Source organism: Streptomyces sp. CA-106110, from assembly GCF_050936285.1.
Lineage (GTDB): Bacteria > Actinomycetota > Actinomycetes > Streptomycetales > Streptomycetaceae > Streptomyces.
Genome location: NZ_JBNJNB010000001.1, coordinates 1,013,635 through 1,033,921, shown reverse-complemented (window position 1 = coordinate 1,033,921; position 20,287 = coordinate 1,013,635). Strand labels below are relative to the sequence as shown.

17 protein-coding genes are annotated in these 20,287 nt (G+C 68.5%); 8 read left to right on the top strand and 9 right to left on the bottom strand.

The features are described from left to right. Nucleotides 1-385: 385 nt before the first annotated feature. Nucleotides 386-877, bottom strand: coding sequence for an FBP domain-containing protein (locus ACQEXA_RS04895; protein WP_432936874.1), 492 nt, complete (start codon nt 875-877; stop codon nt 386-388). A gap of 71 nt (nt 878-948) precedes the next feature. On the opposite strand from ACQEXA_RS04895, the gene ACQEXA_RS04890 reads away from it, so the two are divergent. The 7 genes from ACQEXA_RS04890 (at nt 949) to ACQEXA_RS04860 (ending at nt 9,018) form a co-directional block, all read left to right on the top strand. Next, a complete protein-coding gene (locus ACQEXA_RS04890; RefSeq protein WP_432936877.1) occupies nt 949-1,518 on the top strand; it encodes a TetR/AcrR family transcriptional regulator in 570 nt (189 codons plus the stop codon). Between the two features lie 90 nt (nt 1,519-1,608). Beyond that, nucleotides 1,609-2,784, top strand: a complete 1,176-nt coding sequence (locus tag ACQEXA_RS04885; RefSeq protein WP_433128806.1) for a GDSL-type esterase/lipase family protein — start codon at nt 1,609-1,611, stop codon at nt 2,782-2,784. A gap of 854 nt (nt 2,785-3,638) precedes the next feature. Next, the gene (locus tag ACQEXA_RS04880) at nt 3,639-4,148 is read left to right on the top strand and encodes an extracellular solute-binding protein (RefSeq protein WP_432936882.1); all 510 of its coding nucleotides are present in this window, start codon (nt 3,639-3,641) and stop codon (nt 4,146-4,148) included. Continuing rightward, nucleotides 4,145-4,912, top strand: a complete 768-nt coding sequence (locus ACQEXA_RS04875) for an extracellular solute-binding protein (protein WP_433128804.1) — start codon at nt 4,145-4,147, stop codon at nt 4,910-4,912. Before ACQEXA_RS04880 ends, ACQEXA_RS04875 begins: the two co-directional genes overlap by 4 nt. Nucleotides 4,913-4,930: 18 nt before the next feature. After that, nucleotides 4,931-5,878: a carbohydrate ABC transporter permease gene (locus ACQEXA_RS04870; RefSeq protein ID WP_433128802.1), complete on the top strand. Its 948-nt coding sequence runs from the start codon at nt 4,931-4,933 to the stop codon at nt 5,876-5,878. After that, entirely contained in the window at nt 5,875-6,747 is an 873-nt protein-coding gene (locus ACQEXA_RS04865) for a carbohydrate ABC transporter permease (protein WP_432936892.1), read from the top strand. The genes ACQEXA_RS04870 and ACQEXA_RS04865 overlap by 4 nt, the downstream gene beginning before the upstream one ends. After that, on the top strand, nt 6,748-9,018 hold the full coding sequence (locus ACQEXA_RS04860; RefSeq protein ID WP_433128800.1) for a glycosyl hydrolase family 65 protein: 2,271 nt from the start codon (nt 6,748-6,750) through the stop codon (nt 9,016-9,018). A 27-nt stretch (nt 9,019-9,045) separates the two neighbouring features. Here the strand turns inward: ACQEXA_RS04860 and ACQEXA_RS04855 are convergent, their stop codons facing one another. The 3 genes from ACQEXA_RS04855 to ACQEXA_RS04845 all read right to left on the bottom strand — a co-directional run bounded on the left by ACQEXA_RS04855 (nt 9,046) and on the right by ACQEXA_RS04845 (nt 13,255). Next, entirely contained in the window at nt 9,046-10,206 is a 1,161-nt protein-coding gene (locus tag ACQEXA_RS04855; protein ID WP_432936896.1) for a LacI family DNA-binding transcriptional regulator, read from the bottom strand. 343 nt (nt 10,207-10,549) lie between these two features. Beyond that, nucleotides 10,550-12,331: a DUF305 domain-containing protein gene (locus ACQEXA_RS04850; RefSeq protein WP_433134452.1), complete on the bottom strand. Its 1,782-nt coding sequence runs from the start codon at nt 12,329-12,331 to the stop codon at nt 10,550-10,552. A 375-nt stretch (nt 12,332-12,706) separates the two neighbouring features. Then, on the bottom strand, nt 12,707-13,255 hold the full coding sequence (locus ACQEXA_RS04845) for a carboxymuconolactone decarboxylase family protein (RefSeq protein WP_432936900.1): 549 nt from the start codon (nt 13,253-13,255) through the stop codon (nt 12,707-12,709). Nucleotides 13,256-13,395: 140 nt separating this feature from the next. Between ACQEXA_RS04845 and ACQEXA_RS04840 the strand changes: the two genes are divergently transcribed. Then, complete coding sequence (locus ACQEXA_RS04840; protein WP_432936902.1) at nt 13,396-14,025, top strand: CGNR zinc finger domain-containing protein; 630 nt, start codon at nt 13,396-13,398, stop codon at nt 14,023-14,025. Between the two features lie 72 nt (nt 14,026-14,097). Here ACQEXA_RS04840 and ACQEXA_RS04835 read toward each other — a convergent pair whose 3' ends face one another. From ACQEXA_RS04835 to ACQEXA_RS04815, 5 genes are all read right to left on the bottom strand, one after another. Then, nucleotides 14,098-15,096, bottom strand: a complete 999-nt coding sequence (locus ACQEXA_RS04835) for an NAD(P)H-dependent flavin oxidoreductase (RefSeq protein ID WP_433128798.1) — start codon at nt 15,094-15,096, stop codon at nt 14,098-14,100. Between the two features lie 324 nt (nt 15,097-15,420). Then, on the bottom strand, nt 15,421-15,726 hold the full coding sequence (locus ACQEXA_RS04830; RefSeq protein ID WP_432936907.1) for an EamA family transporter: 306 nt from the start codon (nt 15,724-15,726) through the stop codon (nt 15,421-15,423). A gap of 109 nt (nt 15,727-15,835) precedes the next feature. Continuing rightward, nucleotides 15,836-16,804, bottom strand: coding sequence for a glycosyltransferase family 2 protein (locus tag ACQEXA_RS04825; RefSeq protein WP_432936909.1), 969 nt, complete (start codon nt 16,802-16,804; stop codon nt 15,836-15,838). A gap of 158 nt (nt 16,805-16,962) precedes the next feature. Next, nucleotides 16,963-17,286, bottom strand: coding sequence for a hypothetical protein (locus ACQEXA_RS04820; RefSeq protein ID WP_359393620.1), 324 nt, complete (start codon nt 17,284-17,286; stop codon nt 16,963-16,965). 504 nt (nt 17,287-17,790) lie between these two features. Further along, nucleotides 17,791-20,190, bottom strand: a complete 2,400-nt coding sequence (locus tag ACQEXA_RS04815) for a glycosyltransferase (RefSeq protein ID WP_433128796.1) — start codon at nt 20,188-20,190, stop codon at nt 17,791-17,793. Between the last annotated feature and the right edge of the window lie 97 nt (nt 20,191-20,287).

The following is a 20,287-nucleotide window of genomic DNA, read 5'->3' as shown; positions in this document are numbered from 1 at the left end:
TGACGTCGATCTACCGGTGGCCGTCCACCCGGCACGGGCGCCACTGAGCTGACGAAGGTCGAGAGGGCTGCACGGCAAGGGCGACAGCGGGAGCGACCTCCAGGTCTCTTCAGCGGATGCATGTCCGATCGCATGACGCCCTGTCGGATGCCTACAGCCGCTGCATGGGACGAGCCTTGCTCAAGACGTGTGAATTGAGCTCGGAGGCACGTGAGGGGCATACCTTCCCGGCTGATCTCTGAAGGTCATTGAGCAGGCCGGTGTTCGTCGCCCCGCTCGGGGACGTACGCCCATGCCGGCGGCCTTGATGATGACCGCGTGGGCGATGTGGGCGCACCGTGGCCGACGGTCGAGGTAGCAGGTGTGGCGTGCGTGGCTGGATGCTTCATGTGGTGACCTTGGCGATGAACGCGGTGAGGTTCGCGACGGTCCGGTGGATCTTCTCCTCCGGGGTGAGCGACTCGTGGAGCCGCGCGCCGGCGCCGGCGTCCTTCTTGCCGCGCACGTACAGCGGGCAGGCGAGGTCGCTGCATATGTAGGCGCCCACGGAGTTGCCCTGCTGTCCGGCCTTGCCGGCCTTCGGGGCCACCATCAGCGAGACGCCTCCGGTGTGGGTGGTCAGGCACATCGAGCACATGCTGCGCCGCATCTGCCAGGAGGCAGGGCTCGGGCAGCGGAGGGCGAGTGCCACCGGGCGGCCCTCCAGCGAGGTGGCGAGGTAGGCGCGGTCGGGCGCCTGGGGGTCACGCCAGCCGAGGAAGTCCAGGTCGTCCCAGGGGCGCTCGTCCAGGTCGCGGGGGAGGGACAGGCGTTTCGCCTCGCCCTTCGTGCAGTTCACGAACGCGGTACGGATCTCTTGCTCAGTCAGCGGCTTCATGAGTGGCAGGCTAATTTGCCTAAAAGCTTTAGGCAAATGCATAATGGTTGTCGTTGGATAGGAGGAAGGTTATGGTTCGAGCAGGGCTGACCGTGGAGCGTCTGACCCGGGCGGGGGCGGAGCTGGCCGACGAGGTCGGCTTCGACCAGGTGACGGTCTCGGCGCTCGCCCGGCGGTTCGACGTCAAGGTCGCGAGTCTGTACTCGCATCTGAAGAACTCCCAGGACCTCAAGACCGGGATCGCCCTGTTCGCGCTGGAGGAACTGGCCGACCGGGTCGCCGCCGCCCTGGCCGGGCGTGCCGGCAAGGACGCCCTGGCCGCCTTCGCGGACGCCTACCGCGACTACGCCCGCGAGCACCCCGGCCGCTACGACGCCGCCCGACTTCGGCTCGACCCCGAGACGGCGGCCGCCAGTGCCGGCGTTCGGCACGCACAGATGACGCGGGCGATCCTGCGCGGGTACGACCTGACGGAGCCGGACCAGACGCACGCGGTCCGGATGCTGGGCAGCGTCTTCCATGGCTACGTCAGCCTGGAGATGGCCGGAGGCTTCAGCCACACCGCCGTCGACTCGCAGGAGTCCTGGGCCTGGATCTTGGATTCCCTCGACGTCCTGCTGCGGAACCGGACTACTCCTTGATTGGCAGGGCCGCCCCACCGGGGGCGATCCGCCGCGTCGTGCACCGGCGCATTCGAACAATCCCGAAATTTTGATCAACAGGCCGAGGCAATGAGCACTGAGCACGACTGGATCACCACACCTGTCACCGCGGACATTCTGCGCGGCTTCCTCGACGTGGAGCCGACGGCCCACGGCCTGCTGCCGCATCGGCTGCCCGCTCGAGCGCGTCGGCAGATCCCCGACGATCAACTGGCCATGGCCGAGGCCCAGCCGTCCGGCGTGCGGTTGGCCTTCCGCACCCGGGCCACCACCATCGAACTGGACACGCTGCCCACCAAGCGGGTCTACCGAGGTCTCCCGGCCCCGGCGGACGGCGTCTACGACCTGCTGGTCGATGGCAGTCTCGCCGCCCAGGCCACGGTGACCGGCGGTAACGTGCGGATGATCGACCTGACCGCCCAGTCCGTCGAACTGCACGAGGGACCCGTCGGCACCGCCCGATTCACCGATCTGCCGACGGGTGACAAGGGCGTCGAGATCTGGCTTCCGCATACGGAGATCACCGAGCTGATCGCCCTGCGCACCGACGCCCCGGTCGAGGCGGCGCCGGACACCGGACGCCGGGTGTGGCTGCACCATGGCAGTTCCATCAGCCACGGCTCCAACGCAGCCCACCCGACCGCCATCTGGCCGGCCCTGGCCGCAGCCCAGGGCGGAGTGGAGCTGGTCAACCTGGGGTTCGGCGGCAGCGCGCTGCTCGACCCGTTCACCGCCCGTGCGATGCGGGACACCCCCGCGGACCTGATCAGCCTCAAGGTCGGCATCAATGTCGTCAACACCGACGCGATGCGCCTACGCGCCTTCATCCCCGCTGTCCACGGCTTCCTCGACACCATCCGCGAGGGGCATCTGACCACGCCCCTACTGGTCGTGTCCCCCGTCCTGTGCCCGATCCAGGAGGACACCCCCGGCCCCCTTGCGCCCGACTTCGACGGCGGGACCTTGCGCTTCAAGGCCACGGGCGATCCAGCCGAGCGCGCCGCGGGGCGCCTGACGCTCAACGTCATCCGCCACGAACTCGCCGGGATCGTCGAACAGCGGGCCGCTGACGACCCGAATCTGCACCATCTCGACGGCCGTGACCTTTACGGCGAGGCGGACTACGCCGAATTCCCGCTGCCCGACGAAGTACACCCCGATCCCGCAGGACACCGCCGGATCGCCGAGAACTTCGCGCGACTCGCGTTCGGCGACGGCGGCCCTTTCGCCACCATGACCGGCTGACACGATCGCGATCACGCAGACCGTGACCGCTACGAGGTCGCGCCCCTCCTGCAGCCGTGTCAGACGGCCTGGGCGGAGCCAGCGGCGTCCAGGGCCTGATCACATTCCGGGGTGAAGTCGGGTCTTGAGGCGTCGACGGCAGTCGTTGGCGTAGCCGAGGGTGCGGAAGGCTTGGCAGATGTCGGCGCGGGATTCCCGGCGGAACCCGTGCAGGAGCGCGGAGGGTGGCTTCGACGACCCAGCGGCGGGTGCCGATTCCGGTGCCGTGCTCGGTGCCACGGTGGGCGATCACGGGGCTGATGCTCAGATTCGTGGACCTCACGACGGTAGTTGGCGTGATCGTAGCCGTAGTCGGCGTGGGTGACCAGCACAGGTGGAAGGCGAGTTCGCCGGTGGTCCGTTGCGACGGATGAGCTAGTGGTGGTGGCGTCGTGGCCGGTCTGGACCCGGGCCCAGTCGAAGTAGCGCGGGCCCTCGAGGCCTGTTCCGGCGCCCTGTGGTGGTGCTCCTCGCCGTAATCGGGCGCAGAAGTCGTATATGAACGATCAAATTTTCATGAGACGGCGGAAGCGGGTGGAATGGTCCACACGGGCCATGACCGAGCGTAGACAGGTCAGTTGGAGTGGGAACTTTCCGCTCCAGGGGGTTGACGGGACACTCTCGCGAGACCATCTTGAACGATCAAATCCGGGTTTCGGTCGTCGATGAGTCGCCGACGGGAGCCGTGTTGTGGTGCGCTCAGCGACCCGTCGGTGAACAGCGAGGAAAGCACGGTGAGTTCGTTGCGGATGGTGTTGGGTGCGGGACAGACACCCCCGGGATCTGGGGGAGCGAGGCCGCGGCGACTGGCCGCGATGGCGACGGCCGCGATGGTGTGCGCGTCGGTGCTCGCCGGATGCAGCGACTCGGGCTCCTCTGACTCCAAGGGCGGGCCGGAGAAGTCCAACGACCGCGGCCCGATCACGCTCGCCACCGGCAAGGACACCACCGGCACTCTGCAAAGCCAGCTGGACCGCTGGAACAAGCAGCACCCCAGCGAGAAGGTCACCCTCGTCGAACTGCCGGAGAGCGCGGACCAACAGCGCCAGCAGTTCATCCAGAACGCCCAGACCAAGTCGGACGCCTACTCCGTGCTCAACCTCGACCCGATCTGGGTCGCCGAGTTCGCGGCCAACCAGTGGATCGACGAGCTGCCCGCCAAGGAATTCCCCCTCGACAAGATGATCCCCGCGGTCGTGAAGACCGGGAACTACTTCGGCAAGCAGTACGCGATCCCGTTCAACACCAACGCCGGTCTGCTCTTCTACCGCAGGACCTGCTCGGCAAGATCAACGCTCAGCCGCCGACCACCTGGGCCGAGATGAAGCAGGACTGCGCGAAGGTCCGTCAGCTTCCCGAGGGCAAGGGCATCGGCTGCTACGCCGGTCAGTTCGACAAGTACGAGGGCCTCACCGTCAACTTCTCCGAAGCCGTGGCCTCGGCGGGCGGCAGCGTCGTCGATGCCAACGGCAAGGCGACGGTCGACACCGACGCCGCCAAGAAGGGACTGCAGTTCCTCGTCGACGGCTTTAAGGACGGCACCATCCCCAAGCAGGCCGCCACCTACGAGGAGGAGGACGGCCGGCGCGCCTTCCAGGCGGGCAACCTGCTCTTCCACCGGCAGTGGCCGTACCAGTGGACGCTTGCCAACGCCAAGGACGGCTCCAGCAAGGTGGGGGGTAAGTTCGGCGTCGCCACGCTGCCGGGTCTCGACGGGCCCGGCAAGTCGAGCCTCGGCGGACTCGACCTCGCGATCAGCAAGTTCGCCAAGCACAAGGCGACCGCGCTCGACTTCATCAAGTTCTTCTCCAACGAGGAGAACGCCCGCACCAACCTGAAGGTCACCTCGGCGGCCCCGCCGTACACCGACCTCTACGACGACCCGGCGCTGCGCAAGCAGTTCCCGTACCTGGACACGCTGAAGCAGTCCCTGGCCACGGCGACACCCCGGCCTGTCGTGGTGCACTACGGCGACGCCACCGCCGCCATCCAGGAGAGCGCCTCGGCCGCGCTGAGCGGCTCGACGCCCGTCGACACGGCCCTCGCCGACATGCAGAAGCAGCTCTCCGCGGCGATCGCCGAGAAGTAGGCGGGTCCGCTCGTGTCCGTGATCACCTCGACGCCGGGGCGCACGGCCCCGGCGTCCCGGCCCGAGCGCACCTCGCGCCGCGCCGGGACCGGCCGCCTGGCAGCGGCCCTGCTCTCGCCGACGCTTCTGGTCCTCGCCCTGGTCATCGGCTACCCCGTGGTGGCCGCTCTTCGGCTGTCCTTCCAGGTGTCCACCGAGGGCATTGATCCACGTACCGGTTTCGTGGCGAACACCTCCCACTACGGAACCGGCAACTACGCCACTGTCTTCTCGGACGACCGGCTGCTGCGCCCCTGGTGGAACACCACATCGTTCGCCCTGGCCTCGGTCACCCTCGAAGTCGTCATCGGCGTGTTCATGGCGCTGGTGATGCACCGTGCCTTCCGCGGTCGCGCGCTCGTCCGCGCCGCCGTCCTCGTGCCCTGGGCCATCCCCACCGCGATCTCCGGAATCCTCTGGAAGTGGATCTTCAACAGTCAGGGAGTCGCCAACCAACTCCTGGGCAGCCAAGTGCTGTGGAACAGCGACGGGTTCCACGCCTGGCTCTCCGTGGTCATCGCCGACACCTGGAAGACCGCACCGTTCATCGGTCTGCTCGTCCTCGCCGGACTGCAGATCATCCCCGGCGAGTTGTACGAGGCTGCACGTGTCGACGGCGCCTCGTCGTGGCGTGTCTTCTGGCGGATCACCCTGCCCCTGGTCCGCCCGGCCCTCGTGGTCGCCGTCCTGTTCCGCCTCCTGGACGTACTGCGCATGTTCGACCTGCCGTACGTCCTGGTGGGGCCACGCAAGCACTCGGTCGAGACGCTGTCGATGTCCGCCTTCAACGAGATGACCAATCTGCGCTTCGGCTCGGCCGCCGCGTACGCGACCGTCCTGTTCGTCTACATCGCCATCGTCGCCCTCGCGTTCGTCAAGCTGTTCGGCGCCGATCTGCTCGGCCGGGGCACCAGGAGTGAGTCATGAGCACGCTGTCTCTCACACGACTGCCACGGCGCGGGGCGACGGGAAGGAGGCGGACCGGGGCCTGGGCCCGGCGGCTCGGCATCGCCGCCGTCGTCGCGTACTGCATCGCGCCGTTCTACTGGATGGCGGTCTCCAGCCTGCGCAGGCCGGCCGACCAGTTCTCGAACGCACCCCTGCCCGCCCCGGCCTCCATCGACAACTACACGGCGGCTTTCGATCCGCACAACGGGTTCGGCCGGGCCCTCGTCAACAGCCTCGTCGTCGCCGGAATCACCACCGCCGTCACTCTGGTCGTCGGCATCTTCGCCGGATACGCCCTGGCCCGACTGCAATTCCGCGGCAAGACGCTGATCCTGACACTGATCATCGCGGCGTCGATGTTCCCGCCGATCATCCTGGTGGTCCCGCTGCTCCGGCTCTTCACGGACGTCGGCTGGATCAACACCTACCAGGCGATGATCGTCCCGAGCATGAGCTTCGCCCTGCCGCTGGCCGTGTGGAACCTCACCGCGTTCTTCCGTCAGATGCCGGCCGAGCTGGAGAAGGCCGCGCAGGTCGACGGATGCACACCGGCGCAGGCATTTCGCAAGGTCGTGCTTCCGCTTGCCGCGCCGGGCGTGTTCACCACGGCCATCCTCGTCTTCATCAGCGCCTGGAACGAATTCCTCACCGCCGTCAGCGTGGTGAATGACCGTCACATGATGACGGCCAACGTGATCCTTTCGCTCTTCACCGGGCAGTACAAGTACGACCAGCCGTTCGGCACGCAGATGGCCGCCGGGGTCGTGGTGACCTTGCCGCTCGTCGTGGCCGTGCTGTTCTTCCAGCGGCGGATCGTCGACGGCCTCACCGCGGGAGGGCTGAAGTAATTGACCGCCCAGACCAGCGACCGTCCCGCCCCGGCTGCCGACGCATGGGTGCTGGCCACGGACGATGCTCACCGGGGCTCCGGCCCCGGGGACCCTCACGTAGCCGCGCTCGTCGACTATCACCCCACCTTCACCGGCAACGGCCGTTTCGCCGCACGCGTCCCGGCAGCCGGCAACGGCTTCGCAGAGGCTCCCGTCCGCACCCAGTTCCACGTCGCAGGCTTCTACACCGGTCGGGACGGCACATGGTCCCGAAAGGCGTCCCTGCCCGCGTGGTCCACGCTCGATGTGAGCGACGGCAGCGGTTCGTTCAACTCCGCATTCACCAGCCCACCCGGCGCGCGCGAGAGTGCACCCGCCGAGGGCGAGTGGCCGGCCGGCGACGACTGGGCCCCGGTGAGCAGCCCGCGCGCCGGGGCGGCGCGCGGCATCGAGCGGTATCGACAGTGCCTCGACCTGCGTACCGGGGCCATCACCACGGACGCCCGATGGACCTCACCGGCGGGCCGGATCACCGACGTGCGCTACGAGGTGTTCACTGATCGGTCTCGGCCGTACGTGGCCGTCGTGAGCGTGACGGTCACGCCGCACTGGGAGGGCGAGCTCGTCGTCACCGACGCGCTGGACGAGCGTGCCGCACTGCGCGTCCGGACCGCGGGGCGGGGCGGGGGCCACGGGCAGATCTGGACGCTTGTGGAGGCCGAGGGCAGTGGCGTCACGGCCGCGCTCGTCTCCGTCCTGGACGGACCTGGCCACGTCGAGCCCGTCCCGGAGCCGGACGGCACCGCGGCGCAGACGATCCGTGTCCGCACCTCCCCGGGACGCCCTCTGACGTTCACCAAGTACGTGTCCGTGGTCACCTCCCACACCACGGACGAGCCGCTGAGCACAGCCCGGGCCCACGCCGAGCAGGCCGCCCGCGAGGGACACACACGGCTTGCCGACGACAACCGGCGCGTCTGGCAACGCGAATGGGAGAGCGATATCGTTATCCGCGGCGATGCCCTGCTGCAACGCCGCGTACGGGCCGCGAAGTTCTATCTCCTCACGAGCGTGCACGAGGACTCGCCGTGGTCACCGTCGCCCTCCGGACTGTCCAGTGACGGCTACAACGGCCACGTCTTCTGGGACACCGAGACCTGGATCTGGCCCGGCTTGCTCGCCCAGCATCCGCAGATCGCGCGAAGCGTTCTCGACTACCGGGTGGCCCGGCTCGGCGCGGCCCGTGCCGCCGCGGCCGCCGGGGGCCACCGAGGCGCTCGCTTCCCCTGGGAGAGCGGACTCACCGGTGACGAGGACACTCCTGCGTGGGCGCCCTTCGGCCGCCTCGAACAGCACATCAGCGCCGATGTGGCTCTGGCCTTCTGGCAGTACTGGCTCGCGACCGGCGACAAGCAGTGGCTGCGCTCCGCGGGACTGCCCGTGCTGAGCGCCGTCGCGGACTTCTGGGCGAGCCGCGTCACCACCGACGCCGAGGGACGTTGCCACATCAACGGCGTGATCCCGCCGGACGAGTACGCCATGGGACCGCATGACGACTCCGTCTACACGAACGTCGCCGCCCGGGAATCCCTGCGTTTCGCTGCCCGCGCCGCCGAGGCCCTCGGCGAGAGCGCCGACCCGCGATGGGCCGAGGTCGCGGACTGCATCGTCGTCCCGTTCGACGAGGTACGGCAAATCCACCCGGAGTTCGCCGGGTACCAGGGCCAAGTGATCAAGCAGGCCGACGTGGTGATGCTCACCTACCCGTGGGAGAACCCGCAGCCCCCCGAGGTCACGCGTGCCGACCTGGAGTACTACGCGTCCCGTACCCACGAGGACGGGCCGTCGATGACGGACTCGGTCCACTCCATCGCCCACGCCGAACTAGGCGACGCCAAGGCGGCATTCGAGTACACCCGGCGCAGTGTCGAGCCGTTCGTCAGACCGCCCTTCGAGCAGTTCGCCGAGGCCCGCACCGGGGGTGCCTTCACGTTCCTGACCGGGCACGGCGGCTTCCTGCAGGAGTTCCTGTACGGCTACTCGGGGCTGCGCTGGCGCGCCGACCGGGTCGTCGTCGCCCCGATTCTGCCCGGTTCGCTGGAAGGTGTCACCCTGCAGCGGCTCCGCTGGCGGGGCCGTGTCTTCGACGTGGACATCCGACAGGATGGTACGACCGTGCGGCTCCACACGGGTGAGCCGCTCCCGGTGGAGACGGCGGGTACGGTGCGGCACGTACCGGCTGGGGGAGAGGTCACCGTCGCCACGCGGACGCCTGCGCCGCACGGTTGAGGGCGTGCCGCCGCACACATCGGGCCGCTACAGACGAATCGGCTGGGCCGAATCGATGGGCGGCGGCGGGGCCTGTACCGGCGCGGAGCTCGCGCGGACGACCAACTCGGGTGCCAGGAGCTGGTGCAGAGGCTTCGCGGGCGGTTCGACGTCCGCACCGGGGCTCCGGCCGGTCAGCCGCAGCACCTCCGCCATGACCAGCCGGCCCACCTCCTCGATCGGCTGACGAACGCTCGACAGCTCGAGCGCCGTAGCCGCAGGAGAATCGTCGAAGCCCACCACAGCGATGTCCCGACCGGGATGCAGGCCGTGGTCGCGCACCGCGTGGAGCGCCCCCACCGCGAGCGTGTCGGTCGCTGCGACGACGGCGGTCGGTGGGCCGGGCTTGTCCAGGAGTTTCGTCATCAGCCTGGTACCACTCGAGGTCGTGTCGTCGCCCCGTACGTCGAGTCGGTGGCTCCCGGCCAGCAGACCGTGCCGGTCCATGGCCATCAGCCAGCCGTGTGCGCGCGCATCGCCGACGCTGGACCCCTCGGGCCAGCCCAGGAAGCCGATGCGTCGGTGACCGGCGGCGACCAGGTGGTCGACGGCCGAGGCTGTCCCCGCCGCGTTGTCGACGTCGGCCCAGCTGTAGTGCTCCGTGTCGGCCGCCGTACGCCCGAAGGCCGTGAACGGCACACCGGCAGCCCTGAGCCGTCCCGGTCGGGGATCGTCCGGCGTCATGTCGTAGAGCACCACACCGCTCACGGCGCCTGCGCGCCAAAGGGCTGTGCACCGCTCTGTCTCCGCGGCGACATCCGCAGCCGTGAAGAGCAGCACATGGTGGTCGCACTCCTGCCCCGACTCGGCGAGCGCGTGCAGGAAGCGGTCCTGGATGGCGGCCACCGTTTCCGCGTGCACCGGCAGGATGCGGCAACCGATCATGCGGGGTGAACTCGCCCGCAGGGAGCGCGCCATATGGTTGGGGTGGTAGCCGAGGTCGGCGATGGCCTGGGTGACCCGCTCCCGTGTCTCGGCGCGGACGCGGTCCGGTGCGTTGAGCACGTTGGAGACCGTCTGCCGAGAGACGCCTGCCGCCTCCGCGACGTCCGAAATGGTCACGGACTGCGCAAGCGACCGTACATCGCGGAAACCGGCTGTCACGTTCTCTCCCTCGCCCACGCTGGAGTCCTCATTTTTATCGTTCATATGGGGACTGTCGAGGCCGTACGGGAAGCCTGTGGCTCTGTGCCTGAGCGGCGCCCAGCGGTGGTGTGCGCTTGATCACTTGTGGCTGCCCGCGCCGGACGAGTCGGAGGCTATGGCGTCGCCACCTGGAATGGCTGTGAGGGCGCGCTCAGTGTCGCTGACTTTCTCGACGTTGGTACGTGCTGCGGCGGCCCCCGCCCTCACCTGGCCGCCATCCAGCCACTCTGGGCCGAGCGTGCCCGAGGGATCAGCGGGCGTCGTCGAGTGACCGCTGTCCCATGGGCGTAGGGGTGGCTTGATGGTTCTCCACCGGTTGGGAGCGTCTCCACCCGGTAGGTCAGACCTACGTGCCGCCCGCGGCCGGGGCTGGTTGCGGGGACGGTTTCTCCGGAGGTGGCATGGGCTGGTACCGGTCCTGAGTGGCTACGGCGTTGGCGCTGCCCGCAGGCGTGATGATCAGGTAGCGCTGGTCTGGTGCCGAGTTCGAGGGCTTCGGTGGGGTGAGTACTTCGCGGAGGAGTCCGATGGCCTGGCTGACCTGTGCGCCCGCGGCGTTGGCGGTGAACATGGTGAGCGCCTGCTTGTGGCCGAAGGGGGCGGTGCGCCGCTCGGTGAGCCACAGTGTGTAGTTCTTGCCGGGTTTGAGGCCGGTGGTCGCGACTTGCAGGAGGTCCAAGGCACCGAGCGCGTTGACCGAGACCGTGGCGTGGACGTGCTCGCTGCTGCCCTTCGGTGTGGCCAGTGTGAGGTGGCCGGCCTTGCCGGCGACCGCGAGCGGCTGAAGGTTGGCGGTGCCCGTGCCCTCCGGGACGGCGCGCGGTACATAGAGCAACTGCTGTGGCTGCTGGCCCACCGGGATGGTGGCGATCACCTTGTTCTGGAGGGTGTCGACGGCCACGACCGCGTCCTGGTTCTCGAGTCCGACGTAGACGCGTGTGCCGTCACCGGAGCCCCAGATCCCGTGCGGTAGGTGGCCCGTGGGGATGGTGGCCGCCAGGGACGGGGTGCGGCCGCGCCGGTAGACCTTGATGACGTTCTCGCCGCCCACCGTCACGTAGGCGAACTTGCCGGCGCTGTTGTCGACGAGTGCGACGTGGTTGGTGATGGGCCCGCTGTCGATCGTGGAAAGGATGCGGAACGGCGGCCGGGCGGTCATGATCTGGGTCTTGCCGCTGTCCTTGAGGGTGAACCACACCTCGGTGCCGTCCCGGCTCACCGCCAGGTTCGGCGAGAAGGGGCTGGCCTGCGGCACCCGGGCCACGACACGGTAGGTCTTGGTGTCGACGACGTCGACCTCGGGGGTGAAGCTCGAGGGCACGAAGGCGTACTTGCCGTCCGGGCGGAACAACACCATGCCCGGTCCGTTGGCGGTCGTGACACGACGTTTCTCCCGCATCCGCACGGGGTCGATCACCGAGACGTAGTTCTCGCCGCGCACGGTGGCCCACAACTCCTTGCCGTCGGGCGTGAAGAACGCCTCGTGCGGCGACCGGCCGATGTACACGACGCCCTTGACCTTGGTGGTGGCGGTGTCGATGAGGGTGACCGAGTTTGAGCCGATGGAGACGGTGGCCAGCGTCCGGTGATCGGGGGAGAAGCCGCCGCCGTGCACCAGCAGTTGGTTCTTGTACAGCGGGCTGAGCGAACCAGGCACCGGGTCGCCCAGGCGGATCACCCCGAGAAGGCGATTGGCGGCGGGGTCGATCACGGAGACGGTGTTGGACGTCTGGTCCGAGGTATACACCCGGTCCTGGCTGGATATCGGGATCACCGGACCGGCCGATCCTGCGGGCGGCCGGTGTTCCTCCTTCCCCGCCCCGGGCACGGGGAGGGACGCGTTCCGAGGGGCCGCGGGTTGCGTCGACAGCCGGCCCTTCAGCACCTGGATCTCTTGCTGCTGGGTGACGATGATCTCCTGTGCCAACCGCCGCAGGACGGGGTCCTTGCCGTGTTCGAGGACCGCCTTGGCCATGGCGATGGCTCCCTCGTGATGGGGCACCATCATCGCCGCGAAGTCTTGATCGGGATCACCGGTCATGGAGGACTCGGCCATGGCTTTCATCATGGCCTGCATGCTCTGGTCCATCGCCTGGGCGAACGGTACGTGTGCGCCTGCGCGCGCCATCTGTGCATGGGGAGAGCCGGGTTCGGCCTGGCAAGCGATCAGGCCCACAGCCATGACTCCTGCCACGCCCGTGATGCGGAGCCGATGATGTGCTCTGCGCGCCATGTATCGCTCCCTGTTACGCCGTCAAACGCCTTGGCCCTCTGGCTCCGAGGCCCTGGGGCTGGAACGCCAGTCTTTTGAGCCGATCAAGGGTTGTCACTTTCAGGCGTGCAGAGGGGTGACGGCGCTGCGTGGCTGTCGCCTTCTCGATCTGAGGCTTGGGCGAGCGCGGCCTGGGCCACCGATTTCCGGGGACTGCGGAGCCAGGGCCGCGAGGTGGGGCGTGCGGGGCGTCCATGGGCAGGACAGGGGCCGCCCCGCACGGCTGGGGTGTCAGGCGTGCTGGTGCGGCGTGACGAGGGGGTATTCGTTGTCGGTGTCGGCAACGATGTTGAAGTAGTTCGTCAGGATGTTCAGGGCGAGGTTGCCGACGACCTCGGCGATCTCGGCGTCCGTGACACCGGCGGCGCGGGCGGTCTTGAGCGTGGCCTCATCAATGGTGCCGCGGCCTCGGGCGATGGCGTCGGAGAGGGCGAGCACGGCGGCCGCGTGCGGGTCGGACGACTCTGCGTGGCGGGCACGTTCGATTTCGTCACCTTCGAGCTTGGTGAGGTTCTTGGCCCGGAGGGTGTGGGCGGACAGGCAGTAGGTGCAGCGGTTGTACTCGGCGGTCGCCAGTGCGATGCGTTCGCGGACGGCGGGGTCCAGCACTCCGCCGGCGAGCGCGCCGGACAGGCCCATCCACCCCTTGAGCAGGGCAGGGCTGTTTGCCATCGCCTTGGCCATGTTCGGGACGGAGCCGATGCTCTTCTTGAGATCGGAGAGCAGGGCGGCGGCCTCGCCGGTGGCCTCTGCGGGGTTGATCTGGGGCAGCGTCGACATTACGGGCTCCTTGCGGTGGCATGGACCCAACCTCTAATGGTTGGGTCATCTGTTTGACATTAGGAGCATGACGCGCAATTCCCCGACTGTCAAATGCATGGCCTGCCGTCCATCCATTAGTCAGTGGTATCGTGGGTGGCATGATGACCGAGCAAGTGCCCACAAGCGCGCCGCTCCTGGGGGAACCGCTGCCGGTCGAGCTGATGAACACCGTCCTGGTCGACCGTGGCCGCACCCATGACGCCCTCGACAGCGACGCCGGCGCCGCGGCCTGGCTGCGCGCGGTGGCCGGCCGGCTCGGGGCCGAGGCCGAGATCAGTGCGGACGAGCTCGATGAGAACGTGGTGCGCCCGATGGCCGGAACGCTGCGCACGCTGCGTGACGCGCTGCGACGGCTGGCAGCGGAGGCGACCGAGGATCCGCGCCCTCCGGCTACGGCGCCGGAACTGGCGCGGCCGGAGGCGATCACCACGCTCAACACTCTCACTCGAGCGTGGCCCGAGCTCGTCTGGCCGGCTGACGGACAACCGTCACGCGCCTACAGGGGCTCCGGGACGCCCGCGGATCTCGCCGTTCAGCTCATCGCGCACCAGGCCGTCGAACTCTTCACCGGGCCGGACCGGGATCGCCTGCGCCCCTGTCTGGCTCCGAACTGTGTGCTCTTCTTCATCAAGAACCACGCGCGCCGGGAATGGTGCTCCCCAGCGTGCGGCAACCGCGTGCTCGTCGCCCGCCACTACCGGCGCCACCACCCAGCGGCAGAGAGCTGAGAGATACGCCCTGCGGCAGTGACCGGGCGCGATCTCGGCTGCCGGGATCTCGTCGGGCTCTCGGGTGTGTTGTCAGTGGGGATTCCGGCCGGCGGATGCCTCGTGCAGGTGTGTGATCGCGTCGGCGGTGAGCCGGCGCATGACCTCTGCGGCGGGTTCGATCCTGGTGATGGCGCCGACTGCCTGGCCTGCGTAGTGCGGCATTGCGTCCACGTGCCCGGTGGTCGTCCGCGTCGGGCAGACAGGACTGGATGCGGGGACGGATACGGGGGCACCGGCCAGCACCGCCTCGCCTGCGATGTCGGTGTCGAGGGCGCGCGCCCGCTCGACCGAGCCCGACAGAACCCGGTGCGGTGCGTCAGGCCACATGACCGAGAACTGGGTGGTCAGTACGGTGTCGGCGGAGGTGGCCCGGATCAGGGCTTGCTGATACTCCGGGTGCGCGTCGGTTTCGGTCGTGGCGACGAACCGTGTCCCGATACGGGCCCCGTCGGCGCCGGCGGCGAGAACGGCGGCGACGGATCTGCCGGTGGCGATGCCACCGGCTGCGACGACAGGGATGTCGACGTGCTCAGTCACTTCGCTGACCAGTGGCAGCAGGGCCTGGGATCCGCGGACGTGCCCGCCCGCCTCCGCTCCCTGGACGACGACGAAGTCGCACCCCGCGTATGCCGCCTCCCGTGCCTCCTCGACCGAGCCGACCTGCCACGCGGTCAGCGCCCCGCCCGCCTGGACCCGGGCGACCAGACGGGGGGACGGGGGCGCCCAGAAGAATTCGACGACGGACATCCGCTGCGCGGCGATGTCGATGCACGCGTCGTCCTGGAGCAGCGGAAGGATGAAATTGATCCCCACCGGGCGGGTGGTCCGTTGCCGCACCTCCTCCAGCAGCCCGGTGAGGATCTCGGGTGTCGCCGTGGGGAAGGCGACCATGCCGAGTCCGCCGGCCTCGGAGACCGCGGCGGCGAGGTCGACGCCACTGACCCAGCCCATGCCGGCCAGTTGGACGGGCACCGTGCAGCCGACGAGTTCAGTGAAGCGGGTGCGCAGGGCCGGTGGTGCGGTTTCCATGTCTCGATGGAACAGGCCCGGCGCCGGTTGGGGGCGGCTGCGACGCGGTTGTTCGGCCCCACGCCACGCGCAAGGCGTAGCAGGCCGCAACGGCGCGAGCAGGGATCACGATTCATCTGATCCCGACCGCCCGCGTCGGCAGCGATCTGTCTGCTCGCCCTGACAGCGCCCGGGCCCTCCTCGACCGGCCCGTTGTGGGACACCGACGGAGTTCGGTGATCTACGGAGATACAGCTTGCTTCGTGTGGATTCCCCGTGTTGTGACGTGACGCTTCCTGGCGAACTCCCTGGACCTGTCTGGCTAGGGCAGGCTCGACACCGTGTTCACCGCGCCCGCCTCGGCTTCCGCCTGCCACCCTGTCCGTCGGCCGACGTGACGCCCCGGGCCGTGGTGACGTACGCGCTGACCAGGATCAGCACGCAGCCCACCAGTTGCAGCGGGCTGGGGCGCTCGCCCAGTACGACCGCGCCCAGCGCCACCGCACCGACCGGGGTGAGCAGCAGCAGAACCGCACCGACATGGCTGGCCAGCTTGGGTGAAGCGGCCGCGACCAGCAGCCACCCCACGACCTGGCTGCACGCGGCCACCGCCAGCAGCCAGCCGAGGACCCAGCGTGCGCTGCGAGGCATCCGACAGTCCCGGCGTCCGGCAGGTCTGCGATCGGTGGATGGGTCCCCAGGGCGCCTCCGGTACAGGGACGGCGGCGTTGACGACGATTCAGGGGAGAGGGGTACCGCGTCACACGGCGGAAGCCGTCGGCGCGGGTTCGGCCTCCTGGGTGGGCGGTTCGGCGGTTCCGTTCTGGGCGGCCAGCGCCTTTTCCAGCCGCCGGATGTGGTAGTACTGCACCCGCGTGGTCCGCTGCAGGGCCATGACCGCGGCAAGGAACTGGTCCATCTCGGTGGCCCGGGTGAGGATGTCGTCGGGCACGTGTTCGTCCCGCAGGCAGGCTTCCGCGTCCTGGCCGAGTACGGCGTGTGCCCAGCCACGAGTGATCGGCTTGAACAGGCCCGGGTGGTTGGCCACGATCCGCGCCCGGATGGCCAGGTCGTTCTCGGCGGCTTCCAGGTGCAGTCCGGTGTCCTTGTTGCGCGCCCCGAAGAGCGGCTCATGGATGTGGTAGGCGTCGAAGCCGTGCTCGGCGCAGCCGATCCAGAAGTCCCAGTCTTCTCCAGCCCGCATGCTCTCGTCGTACCCGCTCACGGTCTGCCAGGCTTCACGGCGGTACAGCGAGCAGTAGAACATGATCAGTCGCTGGAGCAGCAACTCTCTGCTGTAGGCGGGCAGGGGCATCACCTGCGGGGGCAGATCGTCGTCGGTGAAGGTGAACACATCGGTCGATGCGATGGTGATGCCGGGATCGCCGTCCAGTACCGCGACGGTCTTCCCCAGCATCGTGGCCGCGATCACGTCGTCGGCGTCCAGGGGAAGGATGTAGCGGCCGGCACTGGCCTCGATTCCGGCATTGCGCGCGGCGGAGACCCCGGCGTTGGCCTGTTGGAGCAGTCTGATGCTCCGGTCGGGGTGGCGGGCGATCAGGCCCTGGGTCACCTCGGCGGTGTCGTCGGTACTGCCGTCGTCGACGATGACGAGTTCCCAGTCGCGGAACGTCTGGGCGAGGACGCTGGACACTGCCTGGGGCAGATAGCGGGCGTAGTTGTGGCACGGGATGACCACCGAAACCACGGGGTCGGATCTGTGAGGCATGCGCCGTCTTTCGTTTCGGAAGGGAACGGGACGGAAGGAGGATCCAGCGGGCACGGGTCAGGATGGTGCGTTGTCATGCGTCTGCGACCCCCGGGGAACCCCTGTTCGGGGGCCATGTCCCGGGAGACCCGCCGGATCCCCTACTGGCTGGGGCGCTGTCAGTCCCAGTCGTCGTAGTCGTAGTCGTGGTGGTGTGAATGATGATGGCCGTAGTGGCAGAAGGTCACATTGCTCATGTGCGAGCAGCAATGGTGGCCGTAGTGCGAGATGGTGACGTTGCCCATGGGGGTGCAGGGGTGCGCGGAGCTTGAGATGAGGGCGACGTCGCCGCTTGTCGGCTGCTGTTGGTACCCGGACGGTGCGGACGCCGCGAGAGGGTCCGCATTGAGGGCGGCGGCATAGGCCGCCTCCGCGGTGTTGAGGAGTCCGGCGGTTGCCAGTGCAGCAGGGAGGGCCAGGGAGGATATGACACGAGCTTTCATGGTGGGCCTTCTTTCGAGGTAGGGAGCTGCCCTTGTGCCGCGGTGAACTGCTCCGCAGGGGCAGTGGCGCCACCGTAAAATTGGCTACCCAGCGTGTCAAAGCGGTTACTCCTGTTAGCGGGCACGCCGTAATTCCCCACGATTCGCCTGATCGGCATCACCCAATTCCCCATCTGGGCCGAGGTCGTGACGGGCCGCCCGATGTCCGGGTGTCCGGCTGTTGCGGTCGGTCACGAGCTCCCTCGGCGGGCTCCGGGTGGACCTGACGGCTGCTCTGGGCCGGGCTGACGAGCTTGAGGACAGTCCGGCCACCGGCGGCCCAGGAACGCTCGGTGCCGTGGGGACGTCGACGTACGGTCACCGTTTTGCTCTCCACGGTGGTCTCGGCGCCAATGTCCCTCTGGCCCATGGCGTGACGTTCGGGATGGCTCACTTGAGGGAGTGTCGACAAGCCCCGTGCTGTGGGGCGACGGACCGGCGCTTGGGTATCGGCCCCCCGGAGGATCAGGACGGTGACACGGCCTCGATGTCCGCTGGATTGGGGACATGGTGCGGATGCAGCACTTCCAGGTCGGGCAGCGCCCAGCAGGCGGTCCCCATGTCCCGGGCCATCGCGGCGAGACCCTCGGTCTCGATGAGGCGCCGGTACGGGAAGGAGGGGAAGTTCAGGCCGTCACGGTGGAGGTCCGCGCGTACCAGCAATGCGGTGCCGCCGACCGAGTCCACGCGGAGGAGCCCTTGCCCGCGCAACTCGTCGAGGTACGTTCGGCCGAACCCTCTGGGGGGCTGCAGAATGCCGTCGCGCAGCCACTGGGACCAGTTGAGCGTGCCGGCTCTGGGGTGAAGGACGAAGGTGTTGAGGTCGTACGTGGGTCCACCGGTCGTGGTGACACAGTGCGGGACGACGATGTCCTTGCGCGCTCCGAGCAGGTGCTGGAGGAGGTCCGCAGGGTAGCCGGTGACATCGGCGTCGAGCCACAGCACCCACTCCTCGTCGACGAGGGCCCGGGAGAGCAGATGGTTGCGCACCCTGGCCAGCACCGACCGGCGCCGGAGCTGGACGCTGGGCTCCCAACGGGGGCCCGCCAACTGGAGGCCGAAGTCGCGCTGTACGAGGGTGACCCTCCGGTACTCCGCCTGAAGGCTCGGCACCACCTGTTGGAGCAGTTCCAGCGTCGTGTCCTTGCTGTCGCCCTCCAGCAGGCCCAGTGAGATCGCCTCGCGCGGGTAGTCCAGGGCGCGGAGGTTGTCCAGGTAGCCGGGCAGGAACGCGGTCGCGTCCTTGAGGGGGGTGAGGACCAGCACCAGGGGCCGCTCACTCGCCGGGCCCGGGGCGGACTCGACCGTCGTCTGCGCTCTGCGCGCGGAGGCTCGGGCGGCGCGATCGGTCTCGGCCTGGGCGATCTCCTGGGGCTCGATCGGCAGGCGGGTCGCCATGGCCAGCAACCGCTCGATGTAAGCGCCGCGTTCGGCCCAGATCTCGGTCGCCACTTCGAAGTGCTCTTCGAAATGTGACTCGCTGAACGTATTCCCACCGTGACACACATACGTGTACAGCTCGGGTGCGTCGACCGATACGACCCGACAGGTGCGCACCACCTCTTCGGCTACCGGAGTGTCCTCGCCCCGGCGTTGCGCCGGGTAGCGCGGGAGTCGTTCCTTGGCGCACACCATCGACCCTTCCCAGACGCGCGCGCAGGAGATGGCCAGCTTGTGGCGAGCGGGCCACCACAGCCGCTCACGGGCGAGGAAGCAGGCCTCGGCGCCGAGTGCGAGAAGCGCCGCCATCTGTGTCTCGACCCGCTCCGGGTCGTACAGGTCGTCGTCGTCCCACTGGCAAACGTAGGCTCCGGTGGCCCGGTCCACCGCCTCATTGCGCAGCTCGCCCAACGGCCGCCCTTCCGGGGGAAGCCGGTGATGGCGGATCCGCAGGTCGCTCAGCTCGCGGATGTGCTGCTCAAGGGTGTCGTCCGTGCCGTCCTCCACGACGACCAGTTCCAGGTTCGAATAGGTCTGCGCACGGAAGCAGCTGATCGCGCGGCGGGCCGTCGACGAGCGATCCTTGGTCACCATCAGGCATGACACGGTCGGTGCGGGCGCGCCCGAGGCCCAGCGGCGGCGCTGTGCGTCAAGGCTGAGCAGACCGTCGGCGAGCGGTTGCAGCTCCTGGCTCGCCCAGAACGGGACCCTTTTGCCGGTTGAAGTCCGCGGCGCTGCGGGGACGTCGCGCACCCAACTGCCAGACCAGTGGTGCACGGCGTACGCACGCTCGTAGTCGGCCTTCTGAGGGCCGAACAGTTCTGTTGTGTACGGGCTCACCTTGGGGTACAGGACCTCCGGGCCGAGGACCGTGATCGAGTCAGCTTCCGGGGTGCTGTCGATCGCGCGGGTGAGGAAGAAGGGGCCTGTGACGTCGAGAGGGTCGGGCAGCTTGTGGGCACCGACCAACTGCCGGTGGACATGGGCCCAGAAAGGGTGGCCCGGCCGTGATGCGATGAACGCGTTGCCGACGATACGGCCGAATCCGCGCCGGCGCGCCAGCAAGAGCCGTGTGTGTACCTCGGGCTCGCAGCCGAGGACGAGCTCCTGCCCGTCAAGGATTCCGTCGACCGGGCTCAGGCACTCGAAGTCCAGATCCACGTAGAGCCCGCCGAAGTGGTCGAGCAGGAAATAGCGGATTGCGTCGGCCCGCATGATTGCTTCTGGATAGCCGTCGTAGACCGGCAGGAACCATGGGTAGTGCTCCTGGAGGAACGCCCGATTGTCGGCGTCGGTCCACAGGCGGTATCCCCAGTCAGGGTGGTGCAGACGCCAAGAGTCAGCCCACTTCCTCCATTTCGGGGGTACATCGGTGTCTTTCCAGGTTTGATGGATCAAGGTGGGAATCTGCTTCTGCGACCGCATTCACACAGTCTGCCGAGCTGCTTGGCCGAGAGGATTTCCGGTCGGGCCAGTCGGCAGGACATTCACCCGGGCGGCCCTTCCCGGGGCAGACATGCGC